The 13,687-nt window shown below is 52.1% G+C and carries 17 protein-coding genes; 6 read left to right on the top strand and 11 right to left on the bottom strand.

Features of this window, described 5'->3' with window-relative positions; all coding sequences use genetic code 11:
* Positions 1-298: 298 nt before the first annotated feature.
* From Q1M25_RS04365 to Q1M25_RS04375, 3 genes are all read right to left on the bottom strand, one after another.
* On the bottom strand, positions 299-1,069 hold the full coding sequence (locus Q1M25_RS04365) for a ParA family protein (RefSeq protein ID WP_300482163.1): 771 nt from the start codon (positions 1,067-1,069) through the stop codon (positions 299-301).
* 67 nt (positions 1,070-1,136) lie between these two features.
* On the bottom strand, positions 1,137-1,766 hold the full coding sequence (rsmG, locus tag Q1M25_RS04370) for a 16S rRNA (guanine(527)-N(7))-methyltransferase RsmG (RefSeq protein ID WP_300482166.1): 630 nt from the start codon (positions 1,764-1,766) through the stop codon (positions 1,137-1,139).
* An 82-nt stretch (positions 1,767-1,848) separates the two neighbouring features.
* Positions 1,849-2,343 carry a hypothetical protein gene (locus Q1M25_RS04375; RefSeq protein WP_300482168.1) on the bottom strand — a complete coding sequence of 165 codons (495 nt, stop codon included), beginning with the start codon at positions 2,341-2,343 and terminating at the stop codon, positions 1,849-1,851.
* A gap of 432 nt (positions 2,344-2,775) precedes the next feature.
* Between Q1M25_RS04375 and Q1M25_RS04380 the strand changes: the two genes are divergently transcribed.
* From Q1M25_RS04380 to Q1M25_RS04390, 3 genes are all read left to right on the top strand, one after another.
* Complete coding sequence (locus Q1M25_RS04380) at positions 2,776-4,248, top strand: malate:quinone oxidoreductase (RefSeq protein WP_049329291.1); 1,473 nt, start codon at positions 2,776-2,778, stop codon at positions 4,246-4,248.
* Positions 4,249-4,390: 142 nt separating this feature from the next.
* Entirely contained in the window at positions 4,391-5,173 is a 783-nt protein-coding gene (gene trpC / locus Q1M25_RS04385) for an indole-3-glycerol phosphate synthase TrpC (RefSeq protein WP_070735014.1), read from the top strand.
* A 63-nt stretch (positions 5,174-5,236) separates the two neighbouring features.
* The gene (locus tag Q1M25_RS04390) at positions 5,237-5,608 is read left to right on the top strand and encodes a DUF488 domain-containing protein (RefSeq protein WP_070735016.1); all 372 of its coding nucleotides are present in this window, start codon (positions 5,237-5,239) and stop codon (positions 5,606-5,608) included.
* Between the two features lie 72 nt (positions 5,609-5,680).
* Here Q1M25_RS04390 and Q1M25_RS04395 read toward each other — a convergent pair whose 3' ends face one another.
* The 5 genes from Q1M25_RS04395 to argG form a co-directional block, all read right to left on the bottom strand.
* Positions 5,681-6,313: a DUF421 domain-containing protein gene (locus Q1M25_RS04395; protein WP_070735017.1), complete on the bottom strand. Its 633-nt coding sequence runs from the start codon at positions 6,311-6,313 to the stop codon at positions 5,681-5,683.
* A gap of 14 nt (positions 6,314-6,327) precedes the next feature.
* The gene (locus Q1M25_RS04400) at positions 6,328-6,777 is read right to left on the bottom strand and encodes a DUF3290 domain-containing protein (protein ID WP_107724199.1); all 450 of its coding nucleotides are present in this window, start codon (positions 6,775-6,777) and stop codon (positions 6,328-6,330) included.
* Between the two features lie 129 nt (positions 6,778-6,906).
* Complete coding sequence (locus tag Q1M25_RS04405; protein WP_070825809.1) at positions 6,907-7,122, bottom strand: hypothetical protein; 216 nt, start codon at positions 7,120-7,122, stop codon at positions 6,907-6,909.
* Positions 7,115-7,330: a DUF4177 domain-containing protein gene (locus Q1M25_RS04410; RefSeq protein ID WP_003749376.1), complete on the bottom strand. Its 216-nt coding sequence runs from the start codon at positions 7,328-7,330 to the stop codon at positions 7,115-7,117. Before Q1M25_RS04410 ends, Q1M25_RS04405 begins: the two co-directional genes overlap by 8 nt.
* 42 nt (positions 7,331-7,372) lie before the next feature.
* The gene (gene argG, locus Q1M25_RS04415) at positions 7,373-8,716 is read right to left on the bottom strand and encodes an argininosuccinate synthase (protein ID WP_300482182.1); all 1,344 of its coding nucleotides are present in this window, start codon (positions 8,714-8,716) and stop codon (positions 7,373-7,375) included.
* 110 nt (positions 8,717-8,826) lie between these two features.
* On the opposite strand from argG, the gene Q1M25_RS04420 reads away from it, so the two are divergent.
* From Q1M25_RS04420 to Q1M25_RS04430, 3 genes are read left to right on the top strand one after another with little or no spacing between them, the layout of a single operon-like run.
* On the top strand, positions 8,827-9,627 hold the full coding sequence (locus Q1M25_RS04420) for a competence/damage-inducible protein A (protein WP_070590443.1): 801 nt from the start codon (positions 8,827-8,829) through the stop codon (positions 9,625-9,627).
* Positions 9,627-10,253 (top strand): phosphatase PAP2 family protein, encoded by a 627-nt coding sequence (locus Q1M25_RS04425; protein ID WP_300482187.1) that lies wholly within the window; start codon positions 9,627-9,629, stop codon positions 10,251-10,253. Before Q1M25_RS04420 ends, Q1M25_RS04425 begins: the two co-directional genes overlap by 1 nt.
* 12 nt (positions 10,254-10,265) lie before the next feature.
* A complete protein-coding gene (locus Q1M25_RS04430; protein WP_300482189.1) occupies positions 10,266-11,216 on the top strand; it encodes an alpha/beta fold hydrolase in 951 nt (316 codons plus the stop codon).
* Positions 11,217-11,309: 93 nt separating this feature from the next.
* Here Q1M25_RS04430 and Q1M25_RS04435 read toward each other — a convergent pair whose 3' ends face one another.
* The 3 genes from Q1M25_RS04435 to Q1M25_RS04445 all read right to left on the bottom strand — a co-directional run bounded on the left by Q1M25_RS04435 (position 11,310) and on the right by Q1M25_RS04445 (position 13,457).
* On the bottom strand, positions 11,310-11,603 hold the full coding sequence (locus Q1M25_RS04435) for a DNA-binding transcriptional regulator (RefSeq protein WP_003684039.1): 294 nt from the start codon (positions 11,601-11,603) through the stop codon (positions 11,310-11,312).
* Positions 11,604-12,008: 405 nt separating this feature from the next.
* Positions 12,009-12,788 carry a type I methionyl aminopeptidase gene (gene map, locus Q1M25_RS04440; RefSeq protein WP_004520245.1) on the bottom strand — a complete coding sequence of 260 codons (780 nt, stop codon included), beginning with the start codon at positions 12,786-12,788 and terminating at the stop codon, positions 12,009-12,011.
* Between the two features lie 63 nt (positions 12,789-12,851).
* The gene (locus Q1M25_RS04445) at positions 12,852-13,457 is read right to left on the bottom strand and encodes a hypothetical protein (protein WP_300482195.1); all 606 of its coding nucleotides are present in this window, start codon (positions 13,455-13,457) and stop codon (positions 12,852-12,854) included.
* Positions 13,458-13,687: the final 230 nt, after the last annotated feature.

A 13,687-nucleotide genomic window follows, 5' to 3' on the forward strand; every position in this document is an offset into this window, starting at 1 on the left:
AGATATGAAAAATGGCCTAGTAACTGATTTAAAGAAACTAATCGATTATTTGAATAATAATTGATACCTTACATACTGAATAATCTGCAAGCCGTAGCCTGCATATCCAACCGACTGCGTGCGTCGCTGCACCATACACCCTACCTGTGAATTACGCGGAACTTCAAAACCAACGCGTAGGGTGTGTGCGGTACGCACGCACGCGGTCTTTTTTAAAAATGTTCTTTCCAGCTAAACCAAAGGCCGTCTGAAAGCACTTTTCAACTTTCGGACGGCCTTTTTATATTCATATTTCTGTTTATTTTTCCAACCGTGCAATCAGTTCATCGGCCAAGTCGAGATAAGCTTGGGTGCCTTTGGCGTGGGCATCGTAGGCGAGGGCGGGGAGGCCGTGGCTGGGGGCTTCGGCGAGGCGGATGTTGCGGGGGATGACGGTATCGAAGAGCAGGTTGCCGAAGTGTTGTTTGAGCTGTTCGCTGACTTCGACGACAAGGCGGCTGCGGCTGTCATACATGGTGCGGACGATGCCGGTTACGTCGAGGTCGGGGTTGATGGCTTGGCGGATTTTTCGGACGGTGGCCACTAAGTCGGAAATGCCTTCGAGGGCGTAGTATTCGCAAAGCATGGGGACGATGACGCCGTTGGCGGCGACCAGGCCGTTGAGGGTGAGCAGGGTCAGGGATGGGGGGCAGTCGATGAGGACGTAGTCGTAGTTGTCGGCAACGAGCTGCAGGGCGTTTTTGAGGCGGATTTCGCGTGCGATTTCTTGGACGAGTTCGACTTCTGCGCCGGCCAGTGTGCGGTTGGCGCCCAATACGTCGTAGCCGCCTTCTTTGCTGCGGACGACGGCGTTGGGGATGTCGGTTTTGCCGAGGACAACTTGGTAAACGCCGTTTTCGATGGTGGCTTTGTTGATGCCGCTGCCTGTGGTGGCGTTGCCTTGGGGGTCGAGGTCGACGACGAGGACGCGGCGGCCTTTGGAGGCCAGGGAGGCGGCTAGGTTGACGGTGGTGGTGGTTTTGCCGACTCCGCCTTTTTGGTTGGCGACGGCGAGGATTTGTGCGCTCATGTGCTTTGCTGTCGTGTTAAGTGTGGATGGCTGGATTGTACCGTTATTCGGTATGCTTGGGTTGTTTTCAGACGACCTTTTTGCGGATGATGACGATATGGCGTTCGGCATTGAGTTGGGGGACGTGCAATGCTTCGACTTTTTCGACGGCGACGCTTTCGGGCAGTTTGTCGATTTCTTCTTGCGGGTATATGCCTTTCATGGCCGCCCAGTAGCCGCCGTCTTTGAGGAGGTGCTCGGTCCAGTTGACGAAGTCGGCGAGTTCGGCAAAGGCGCGGCTGGTGATGACGTCGGCGCGGCAGTCGGCGGCGGCTTCTACGCGGCCGCTGATGACGCGGACGTTTTTAAGGCCGAGTTCGATGACGGCTTGTTGCAGAAAGGCGGTTTTTTTGGTGTTGGCATCGAGGAGGGTGATGTCGAGGTCGGGGCGGCAGATGGCGGTGGGGATGCCGGGCTGTCCGCCGCCGGAGCCGACGTCGAGCATGGTTTGGGCGTGTTCGATATAGGGCAGGAGGGTCAGGCTGTCGAGCAGGTGATGGCTGACGGTTTGGGCGGGATCGCGCAGGGCGGTCAGGTTGTAGGTTTTGTTCCACTTTTGCAGCAGGGCGGCATAGTCTAGCAGTTTGGCCTGTTTGGTTTCGTCGATGTCCAAACCCAGTGCCTGTATGCCGTCGCGGAGCTGTTGCGCCTGATTCATTTGTTATTCCTTATTGGTTAAAACGCGTTGGATGTAATGGTAACGGAAAGCATGCCGTCTGAAAATGTTTGCGCCTGTTGAATCAACGTTTCATCTTGTGAAAGACGATGGGCTGCTCCGGCGCGCGCGTGAGCTGTTTGGGCAGGGTCAGCATGGCGATGATCCATACGGAGAGGGTGTAGTAGAACACGCCTTGCCCGCGCATACCGGCCAATGCGGCATTGCCTAAGATGGCTTCAAAAATCAAGCCTGCCGCCGCCGAGGCACACGCTGCGACACCGGCAAGGAAGATGGCGTAACGCGAATGCCGTCGCATCATTTTTTTATACGCCAGCTTGGTCAGCCCGCCGGCAATCGGCAGGTTGAGGAAGGCAAACATGCCGCAGACGAACCATGCGACGGAATCCTGCCAACCGCTTTGCCATGCCCATGTGCCGTCTTTGACTGTAACTAGCAGGCCTTGGCCGTCTGAAAAGGCGATTTGCACGATATTGTGCAATATCATTGCCAGCGGCAGGGTGAGGAACATCAGTGCGACCAATAGGGGGCGGTAGGGCTTTTCTTGTGTCAGATACATGGCGGCTTGCCTTGGGAAAATAAGTTGAAATGATAGCAGATTGACGGTTGATTCACGTTTGTTAGCGCTGAAATTGCTGACAAAAACGGTCAATTAAAAAAGAAATGAAAAATTCTTTTTTCTTGGCAAACGTTGGTAGATAAAGGTTAAAAAAACGTTTTCAGACGGCCTAGTCTCTTATTTTTATATGAACCGAACAGAAAATCTTTGCATTTCTCCGTAAAATCTACTAAATTCTCAATAACATATTATAAAGATCTGAAATCTGGAACCCAAACCGAAACTGCCTTCCGCCATTTACGCTCGGAAACTCAGCAGGCAACAAAAGTTTCACACACAATAAAAATACAAAATAATTCCTATGAAATCAGTTGTTTATAATGATAGATAACCACAAGGCAAACCATGCCTGACTTTAGTAGGAGTAAAACCATGGCTGAAGCAACCGATGTCGTATTAGTAGGCGGCGGCATTATGAGCGCCACTTTGGGCGTATTGCTCAAAGAACTCGAACCATCTTGGGAAATCACCCTGATCGAACGCTTGGAAGATGTAGCGTTGGAATCATCAAATGCATGGAACAACGCCGGTACGGGACACTCTGCGCTGTGTGAATTGAACTATGCGCCCCTGACTGCCGATGGCACGATCGATCCGACCCGCGCCCTTAATATTGCCGAACAATTCCATATCAGCCGCCAATTTTGGGCGACTTTGGTCGAAGAAGGCAAACTGACCGACCGTACTTTCATCAATTCCGTCCCCCATATGTCGCTGGTGATGAACGCCGACCATTGCAGTTATCTGCAAAAACGTTTCGACGTGTTCAAAAACCAAAAACTCTTTGAAAAAATGGAGTTTTCTACCGACCGCGCCAAAATTGCCGAATGGGCGCCGCTGGTTGTCAACGGCCGTGATGAAAACCAATCCATCGCCGCCAACTACTCCGCCGAAGGCACAGACGTCGATTTCGGCAGCCTGACCCGCCAGATGGTCAAATACTTGAGCGACAAAGGCGTAAAAATCAAATTCAACCGTCATGTCGACGACCTCAACCGCGAATCGGACGGCGCATGGGTGCTGAAAACCAGCAGCACCAAAGACGATGATGACCCGTTGACACTCCGCACCCGTTTCGTCTTCCTCGGCGCAGGCGGTGGCGCACTGACTCTGCTGCAAAAATCCGGTATCCCCGAAGGCAAAGGCTACGGCGGCTTTCCGGTTTCCGGCCTCTTCTTCCGCAATAGCAATCCCGAAACGGCCGCGCAACACAACGCCAAAGTGTACGGCCAAGCCTCCGTCGGCGCGCCCCCTATGTCCGTTCCGCATTTGGATACCCGCAACGTGGACGGCCAACGCCATTTGATGTTCGGCCCGTATGCAGGCTTCCGCCCCAACTTCCTCAAACAAGGCTCGCTTATGGATTTGCCGATGTCCATCCACATGGACAACCTCTATCCTATGCTCCGTGCCGGTTGGGCTAATATGCCGTTGACAAAATACCTCTTGGGCGAATTGCGTAAAACCAAAGAAGAACGCTTCACTTCGCTCTTAGAGTATTATCCGGAAGCCAATCCTGACGATTGGGAACTGATTACCGCCGGTCAACGCGTACAAATCATCAAAAAAGACCCGAAAAAAGGCGGCGTACTCCAATTCGGTACCGAAATCGTCGCCCATGCCGACGGCTCGCTGGCCGCCTTGCTGGGCGCGTCCCCAGGCGCATCAACCGCCGTGCCTTTGATGATTAAGCTGATCAACCAATGCTTCCCAGATCATGCCGAATCATGGTCAGGCCGTCTGAAAGAATTGGTGCCTGGCTACGGTATCAAGCTAAACGACAATCCGTCTTTGGCGGACGAAATCATCAGCCACAACGCGTCCGTTTTGGGCATTCATCACTAAATTGAAGCAGACACAAAGGCGGGCATTCTTGCCCGCCTTTTTTCAAACCATTAAAATAACGGCATTCAGGCCGTCTGAAACCTAATTGGCAACAGCATGTTGCACGATTCAAACCCGAAAATCAGCCCAGTAGAAAAACGCCATGACCGATATTCTCAACAAAATCCTTGCTACCAAAGCAGAAGAAGTGGCCGCCCAAAAAGCCGCCGTTTCCTTGGAAGACATCAAAGCCCAAGCGCAGGCAGCCGCGCCGGTTCGCAGCTTTATCGGCTCGATCCGTGAAAAACACGCACAGAATCTGCCAGCCATTATTGCCGAAGTCAAAAAAGCTAGCCCGAGCAAAGGCCTGATCCGTTCTGATTTTCATCCTGCCGAAATCGCCGTTGCCTATGAAAAAGCCGGCGCGGCCTGTTTGTCCGTGTTGACGGACGAACCTTATTTCCAAGGCTCGCCCGAGTATTTGAAACAGGCGCGTGCGGCCGTGGCGCTGCCGGTCTTGCGTAAAGATTTCATCATCGACGAATACCAAATCTATCAGGCGCGCGCGTGGGGTGCGGATGCGGTTCTTCTGATTGCTGCCGCCTTGGAAGCAGAGCAGCTTGAGCGTTTTGAAGCCGTTGCCCACGAATTGGGCATGACTGTATTGTTGGAATTGCACGATGCGTCTGAGCTGGAAAAATGCCGCAACATGACCACGCCGTTGTGGGGTGTCAACAACCGCAACCTGCGTACGTTTGAAGTGACCCTACAACAAACCCTCGACCTCTTGCCCGAATTAAACGGCAAAACCGTTGTAACCGAAAGCGGCATCCGCAACAAAGAAGACGTCGATTTCATGCGCGACCACGGCGTGCATACTTTCCTGATCGGCGAAACCTTTATGCGTGCCGAAGATATCGAAGCCGAAGTCAAAAAACTGTTCTAAACCTAAAAAACATCAGGCCGTCTGAATTTTCAGACGGCCTGAATCCATTGGAGACGAGAAAAAATGTTTACCGTACAGCGCATTTACGCCTATCAACCCGATTCTAAACAAACCGCTGTCTTTATCGACCGCCTCTATCCGCGAGGCGTCCATAAAGAAGTTTTCGCTACTGCACTTTGGCTGAAAGACATTACGCCCAGTGCAAACCTGCGCCGCTGGTATCACGAAAATCCGGCTGAGAATTTTGACGGTTTTGTCAGCCGTTATCACGAAGAGTTGTATGGCGATACCGAGCAGGCAGCCATCAAGCGGCTGCTGGATTTGGAAAAACAGCACGGCAATATTTTATTGCTGACCGCCGTCAAAGACCCTCGACATTCCCACGTCTCCGCACTGGCTCAATTTTTGGGCACAACGTTTGAATATCGCGATTAAAAAATCAGTGTTTGAACCGGATATAAAAAGGCCGTCTGAAATCAAGGTTTCAGACGGCCTGCTATTTTCAAATCAAGAAGGATAAGGGTGTGCCACCAATTTTCCGTCTATGTATTCGCCGATATAGACTTGCGAGGCTTCAAGGTGGAGGCGGTCGAGTTCTTGTTGCAGCCATTCTTCATCACGCTTAATGATTTCGAGGATGTCGGGGTCGACTTGGCCGTCTGTAATCAGCGGATAGCGCAGGCTTTCGTCGCCGTACTTAATGACGGCGAGCTGGCCGTTTTGCTCCATGACGGCGCGTTTGACGGCAGAGATTTCGTAGATGCCGGCGGCGCGGAGTTTGAACATTAGGTCGTGTGCGCTGATACCGTTTTTCATGCATTCATCGGTTTGGATTTTGCCGTTGACGATAACCCAGACGGATTTGCCGTCAATCACGGATTTGACCCAGCGGTTGTGGTTTTTGATGAATTTCAGGCTCAAGACCAACAGCGTCCACAAAATCAGTACGAGGAAAAATTGCAACAGGCCGACGCTGTCGCTGTAAATCACGCCACCGATGATGCCGCCGAGTACATAGTTTTGTACTTGATCCATGGCGGAGGTCGGCGCGAGGTTGCCTTTACCTAAGAGGTTGATTTGCAAAATCAAACCTAAAATACCCATCAGTAGTTTGAGGGCGAGCAGGGAGTATGCTTCCATGTGTGTGTATCCTGTTATTCTTTATCGATGAGTTCGATATTGTTGTTGACCAAATTGATGGGCGTCAGCGTGTAGGCGGAGAAGTCTTGATTGAAATGGACTTCGTAGTATTGGTTTTTGATGCCGATAATCATGCCGTTGAACAGGCGCGTGCTGTTGACGATGATGTCTTGTTTTTCAACTTTTTGGTTTTCAATCAAGGCATTGAGAAAACCCACCATGCGCGAAGTATCGGCGGCAAAGTTTTGACGCTCGCTGTATGAAAGATATTGCGTGCCGCAGATGAGGATGAGCAGCAACAGCGCAATAATGCTCAGGTCGCGGTATTTGGTGTCCATGCGGTGGCGCAGGTATTGCGATACGGTGAGCAGGAGGATGACGAGGGCGGCGAAAATCAGGATATATTTCAAGTAGTCGTGGAAATACATATGATTTTCAAGATAAAAGTGAGAAAAGAATTTCATGGTATTTGATAAATTTGGGAAGGGTAATCAGGCCGTCTGAAACTTACATTTCAGACGGCCTTGTCTATTAAACAAGGATTTTGCGTCAAGGTTTCGGATAAAGCATACATGGCGCTTCCCGAAGTAGTATCAGTTGATAAATCCGTCGTCCTTCATTTTCTTTTCGGAAAAATACTGGCTGATGACCAGTAAGCTGGCCAGAATAATAATGAAAAGACCTGCCATGGTCAGGGTGATTTTGAGAAACATATCGGCATCGATGAAGGAAAACCAAAGTTGCAAAATCAAGAGCAACACCCAGCTGACGAACAATCCGAGACAGGCATAGACGCCGAGTTTAAACACGTTCTTTTTCCAAAATGACGACGTAGGCTTCACGCACGAAAAACAGCAGCATGCGGCGCTGGTCTTTTTCCATGGTAACGACCTTCCAGCCTTGCGAAGCGTGGCTGTTGAGGAAATCGCTGAATTTGACCGGATTGATTTTGGCGCTGCCAAAAACCAAACTGGAAAGCAGGTTCTCTTGATAAATGACGGCTTTATATTCTTTCATTTTATTCCTTTAAAAATAAGGGGGCTTTAAAGCCCCCTCATTCTACTCCTTATTATTCAACTGCGGTAATACAGAGCCTTCGCCCAATGCCAACAAACCGCTTTGCGAGTAAATACCCAGTTTGGCGCGGGTGTCGGTGATGTCGAGGTTGCGCATGGTCAGTTGGCCGATGCGGTCGAGCGGTGTGAACGCTGCGTCTTCGACTTTTTCCATGCTCAGGCGTTCCGGTTGGTAGGTCAGGTTGGGCGATTCGGTGTTCAGAATCGAGTAGTCGTTGCCGCGGCGCAGTTCGAGGGTGACTTCGCCGGTAATGGCTTTGGCAACCCAGCGTTGGGCGGTTTCGCGCAACATAAGCGCTTGGCTGTCAAACCAGCGGCCTTGGTAGAGCAGGCGGCCGAGGCGCAGGCCGTTAATGCGGTATTGTTCGATGGTGTCTTCGTTGTGGATGCCGGTAACCAAACGCTCGTAGGCGATGTGGAACAATGCCATTCCCGGGGCTTCGTAAATGCCGCGTGATTTGGCTTCGATGATGCGGTTTTCGATTTGGTCGCTCATGCCCAAGCCGTGACGGCCGCCGATGCGGTTGGCTTCGAGGAAGAGTTCGATAGGATCGGCGTATTCTTTGCCGTTCAGTGCAACCGGCACGCCTTCTTCAAAGCGCACGCTGACTTCTTCGGGTTTGACTTCGACGCTTTCGTCCCAGAAGGCAACGCCCATGATGGGCTTAACGATTTTGATGCCGCTGTTGAGGAATTCCAAGTCTTTGGCTTCGTGGGTGGCACCCAGCATATTGGAGTCGGTAGAGTAGGCTTTTTCAACCGACATTTTGTAGTTGAAGCCGTTGGCAATCAGAAATTCGCTCATTTCGTGACGGCCGCCGAGTTCGTCGATAAATTGTTGGTCGAGCCAAGGTTTGTAGATTTTCAACGCCGGGTTGGTCAACAGGCCGTAGCGGTAGAAACGCTCGATGTCGTTGCCTTTGTAGGTGCTGCCGTCGCCCCAGATATTCACATCGTCTTCTTTCATGGCGGAAACGAGCATGGTGCCGGTCACGGCGCGGCCCAAAGGCGTGGTGTTGAAGTAGGCGATGCCGCCGGTGGAAACATGAAACGCGCCGCATTGGATGGCGGCGATGCCTTCGTGTGCCAACTGCGCGCGGCAGTCGATCAGGCGGGCATTTTCTGCGCCGTATTCCATCGCTTTTTTAGGAATGGCATTGTAATCGTCTTCGTCGGGCTGACCGAGGTTTGCGGTGTAGGCGTAAGGCAGCGCGCCTTTGAGTTTCATCCACAACAGCGCGGCAGAGGTATCAAGACCGCCGGAGAAGGCGATGCCGACTTTTTGACCGATGGGGAGATTTTGTAAAATGGTATGGTTTTGGCTCATTGGGATTCCTCCAGACTTGAAAAGTTGAAACCATTATCTTATAAATGGAATACATTGTCAGCAATTAGGCCGTCTGAATGTTCGGAGGGCCGTATTAAAGAAACCTCATCATGAACGCTTTTAACCTCATCATCATCGGCGACGAAATCCTGCACGGCAGCCGTCAAGACAAGCATTTCGCCTTTTTTAAATCCCTGCTGGAATCGCATGGGCTGAAGCTCAATCAGGTGCAATATCTGCCTGATGAACCCGATTTGCTGGTCAAACAACTGCGCCGCAGTTTTTCAGACGGCCTGCCGACTTTCGTTACCGGCGGTATCGGTTCTACGCCTGACGACCACACGCGCCAAGCCGCCGCGGCTGCTTTGGATTTGCCTGTCGTTCGCCATCCTGAAGCTGCCAAGTTTATCGAAGGTGTGACCCAGAAACGCGGCGAGCCGCTCGATTCGCCGGAACACGCCCAACGCCTGAAGATGGCGGATTTTCCCGAAGGCGCGGAATTGGTGCCCAATCCGTTTAACAACATCGCCGGATTTTCCATCCGCGAGCATTATTTCTTCCCCGGTTTCCCCGTGATGGCGCACCCAATGGCGGAATGGGTATTGGAAACTTATTACGCCGACCGCTTCAACCAAACCGAACGCGGCAGCCGCAGCGTGTATGTGTTCGACCAACCCGAATCGCGCATTACGCCGATTATGGAACATCTTGAGCGTACCTACGCCGGTATCCGTTCGTACAGCCTGCCAACCGTGGGCCGTACCGATTCAGACGGCCGTTATACTCCGCCGCATATCGAGTTCGGCATCAAAGCGGAAGGCGAGGCCTGTCGCTTGCTGGATGCGGCGTGGGAAGATGCGTTGCAGGGTTTACAGGCGATTGGCGCGACTTTGAAAGAAACGGTGGAATAATGCACTTGTCTCCAGCCCAATCCAGACGCGCACTGACTTTTGCCTCTTTGCTGTTTTTGCCGCCGACCCTCATCATTGGTATTTGGCTGACGCAATATGGCGGCTTTGCTTTTGAGCCGCCGCTGATGCACGCCGTCCATGCCCACGCGGGCACATGGTTTGATCCGATTGCCACCGTGTTGCACCATCTGGGTAAAACCGCGATTGCTGTGCCGCTGATCGGCGCAGTCGCCGCAGCCCTGTATTTTGCCGATAAGAAGCGCGAAGCACTGTTTTGCGTGTTGGCGGCATTGGTGCCGACTGTGAACATGCTGATTGTGAAGGTATGGTTTGCCCGCGAACGCCCGCTGCTTTGGCCGCGCCTGATTGAAGAGAGCAATTTTTCCTTCCCCAGCGGCCACAGCACGTTTTCCGCCGCCATTGCCGTCATGCTGATATTGCTTTGCCGCCGCACGCGCTACCGCCGCGCCGCTTGGATAGGCGGTATTTCCTTTGCCCTGCTGACCGGGTTTTCACGCATTTATTTGGGCGTGCATTATCCCACCGACGTTTGGGCAGGCTGGACAAACGGCACGCTGACTGCCTTGCTGGTGTATATGCTCATCTTCAGGCCGTCTGAAAAATAGAAGAAACGAATCATGAATACACGTTCACCCAACACGCCTTATTGGCTCAGAAACGGCCATGCCGACACCCTGTTTGCCAAGCTGCTGCAAGGCAAGGCACCCGACTACCGCCGCGAGCTTCTGCCCGACAGCACCGGCAAAACCCAAGTTGCCTACGATTTTGTCGACAGCGCCGACCCCGATGCGCCGTTGGTGGTTTTGTTCCACGGACTGGAAGGCAGCAGCGAGAGCCATTACGCGGTCGAGTTGATGAAAGCCGTTCAGCAGCGCGGTTGGAACGGCGTGGTTGCCCATTTCCGTAGTTGCGGCGGCATAGAAAACACCGCGCCTGTGTTCTACCACCTCGGCGATACGACTGAAATCGCCTTTATGCTCAACACGCTGGCACAACGCTATTCAACCATCTACGCCGTCGGCGTTTCTTTGGGGGGCAATGCCTTGGCCAAATATTTGGGCGAGCAGGGCAGCAATGCCGTTCCGCGCGCTTCTGTCGTCGTTTCTGCACCGGTTGATGCCGTGGCGGCAGGTACGCGTTTTGATCAGGGCATGACGCGACTGATTTACACGCGCTATTTTTTAAATTCGCTGTTGCCGAAAGCCCGAGCGATTCCCCGGTTTCAGACGGCCTTAAGCCAGCAAAACTGCAAAACGCTTGGCGATTTTGACGACCGCTTTACTGCGCCGCTACACGGTTTTGCCGACCGCCACGATTACTACCGCCGCAATTCCTGCAAACCGTTCTTGAAAGGCGTGGATACGCCGTTGCTGCTGCTCAATGCTGTCAATGACCCTTTCCTGCCGCCGGAAGCCCTGCCGACCGGGCGGGACGTGTCCTCGGCCGTTACGCTGTTGCAACCGGCATACGGCGGTCATGTCGGCTTTGTCAGCCGCGATCAGGGCCGTCTGAATCTGCAATGGCTGCCGCAAACCGTGTTGGGCTATTTCAAACAGTATCAGCCGTAAATGAAAAAGGGCATGTATGCGACATGCCCTTAGAGTATAGAAAGTAAAAAGGCCGTCTGAAAAGAGTTTCAGACGGCCTTTTGAATAGCTTGATTATTTGCCTTTGTCAGCTTTAGCTTCTTTTTTCAGAGAAGCGTACAACTCAGGGTCGCGGTTTTTCAGCAGGGAAGCAACGGCCAAGTCGTCACGGTTTACTTTAGCCAAATCTACGCGCTCGATGTGTACCAAACGCAGCAATTCGCGTACAGGTTTAGGCATGTTGCGGCCGGATTCGTAACGGGAACCACCGGATTGAGTCACACCAATGCGGCTCCAGAAGTCCATTTGGTTCAGGCCGAGTTTTTTACGGATATCGCGGATGTTTTCAATTTTTTCGAACGATTTCATGAATCTTCCTTATTGTGGTATTTGTTGCATGCCTCTAGGCATAAAAATAGGTCTGCAAGAATGCCGGCATCCCTTTTCCTGTAGGCTTTTAGGGTGATATGTGGGCGTATTGCAAATGACTGATCTAGATAATTAGACAGTATATTCGAAAGAAGTTTTCCGCTGTCTGCCATAATTTATGTAAATATTTCTTAATTCATTATTTCGGTAAATTTTCATTATATAAATCATTAAATTATGCGTTTATCTTAAATATGGCGTAAGCAAATTTTTACATAATTAAACAATTCAATTTGAATAAAAACTTAATTTCGAGTTTTTGTTCGGTTTTCTAGGTTGAGAATGCGAATAAATTTCAGGCCGTCTGAATCTATGTTTTCAGACGGCCTGAAGGTTTTTTCAAGGTTAAGGCTTACCGCTGGCAGGGCTGATGGTGAGAATTTCGTAGCCGGTTTCGGTAACCAAAACTTCGTGTTCCCACTGGGCGGAGAGGGAGCGGTCTTTGGTGACCACTGTCCAACCGTCGTTCAGGATGCGCAGGTGGCGTTTGCCTTGGTTGATCATCGGCTCGATGGTGAAAATCATGCCCGGTTTGAGGACGAGGCCTTCACCTTTTCGGCCGTAGTGGACCACTTGCGGCGCTTCGTGGAAACCGCGGCCGATACCGTGTCCGCAGAATTCCTGTACGACGGAGTAGCCGGCATTTTCGGCAACCTGTTGGCAGGCATAGCCGACGTCGCCGAGGGTGGCACCGGGTTTGACCGCTTCGATACCCGCCATCATGGAGGCGTGGGTCACGTCGATCAGGCGCTGGGCAATCGGTGAGACTTTGCCGACGGTAAACATACGGCTGGAGTCGCCGTGGAAGCCGTCTTTTTTAATGGTCAGGTCGATGTTGACGATGTCGCCTTCTTTCAGCGGCTTGTCGTCGGGAATGCCGTGGCAGATAACGTGGTTGACGGAGGTGCAGCAGGATTTTGGGTAGGGCGGGTTGCCGTAGTTGAGGGGGGCTGGATAACCGCCTTGAACGTTGACGTGGTAGTCGTAAACGAGTTTGTCGATTTCGTTGGTGGTTACGCCGGGTTTGACGAATTGGCCGATGTAATCGAGGGCTTCGGCGACCAAGCGGCCGAGTTCGCGCATTTTTTCGATTTCTTCGGGGGTTTTGATGATGACTTTGTCCATGAGGTTTCCTTCTTGTTTCAGACGGTATGGAGGCCGTCTGAACGGGACGGGGGTGCCGTCTGTTTAAAACAGGTTGTCGAGATTGTCTTTGTTGCGCGGTTTGGTTTGTGGTTTGGCCTCAGGCTCGGCTTTCGGAGTCGGTTTGGACTCGGGGGCTTTGGCTTTTGCCGGTTTGTTTTCTACCGCTTGTGCGGCAGGTTTGCTGTCTGCGGCTTTATTTTCTACCGGTTGGCTTTCCGCTTTAGGTTTGTTTTGAGCGGCAGGGCTGCTGTTGTCGGATTGTGTGTTTTCTGATTTGTCGGCTTCAGCGCGTTTGTTTTCAGTGCGTTTGCTGCGGTGTACAGTGGAGCGGTCGTTTTTTGCACCTTCTTCGGCGTTGTCGCTTTTTTCGTCTTGTGGGACGACAGGATAGCCGGAGGCGGTTTTTGCGTCGCCGTCTTTGGCAGGCTGAACGGTTTCAGGTTCGACTGCGCCGTTGGGGCGCCAAACTTCAATGCGTGTGTCGGTTTGTTCGGCAGGGCTTTTTTCGGGTACGTCGGTTTTACTGGAGTTTAGGGTGCTGAATACGCCGGCAACAAGGGCTGCGACGGCGATAAAGCTGACAAGGAATAAAGCGTGGATTAAGTGTTTGGGCTTAAGTTGGAAAGGGGTTTTATTATTCTTGGACATGATGTGGCAGGTAATCGTTGGAGGAATGGCCGTCTGAATGTTCAGACGGCCCCGGGTGTCTGTGAATCAGTTGGCAACGTAGTTTTGATAGAGGGTCACGACTTTTTGTACGCCGACGGTCGTGCTGACTTTTTGGGTCACGCGGGCTTGCTCGTCAGGCGTGAGGATGCCCATCACATAGGTCACGTTGCCGTAAGTCACGATTTTGACGCGTGCTTGGGTGGCCGGGC

This window comes from uncultured Neisseria sp., assembly GCF_951230505.1.
GTDB lineage: Bacteria > Pseudomonadota > Gammaproteobacteria > Burkholderiales > Neisseriaceae > Neisseria.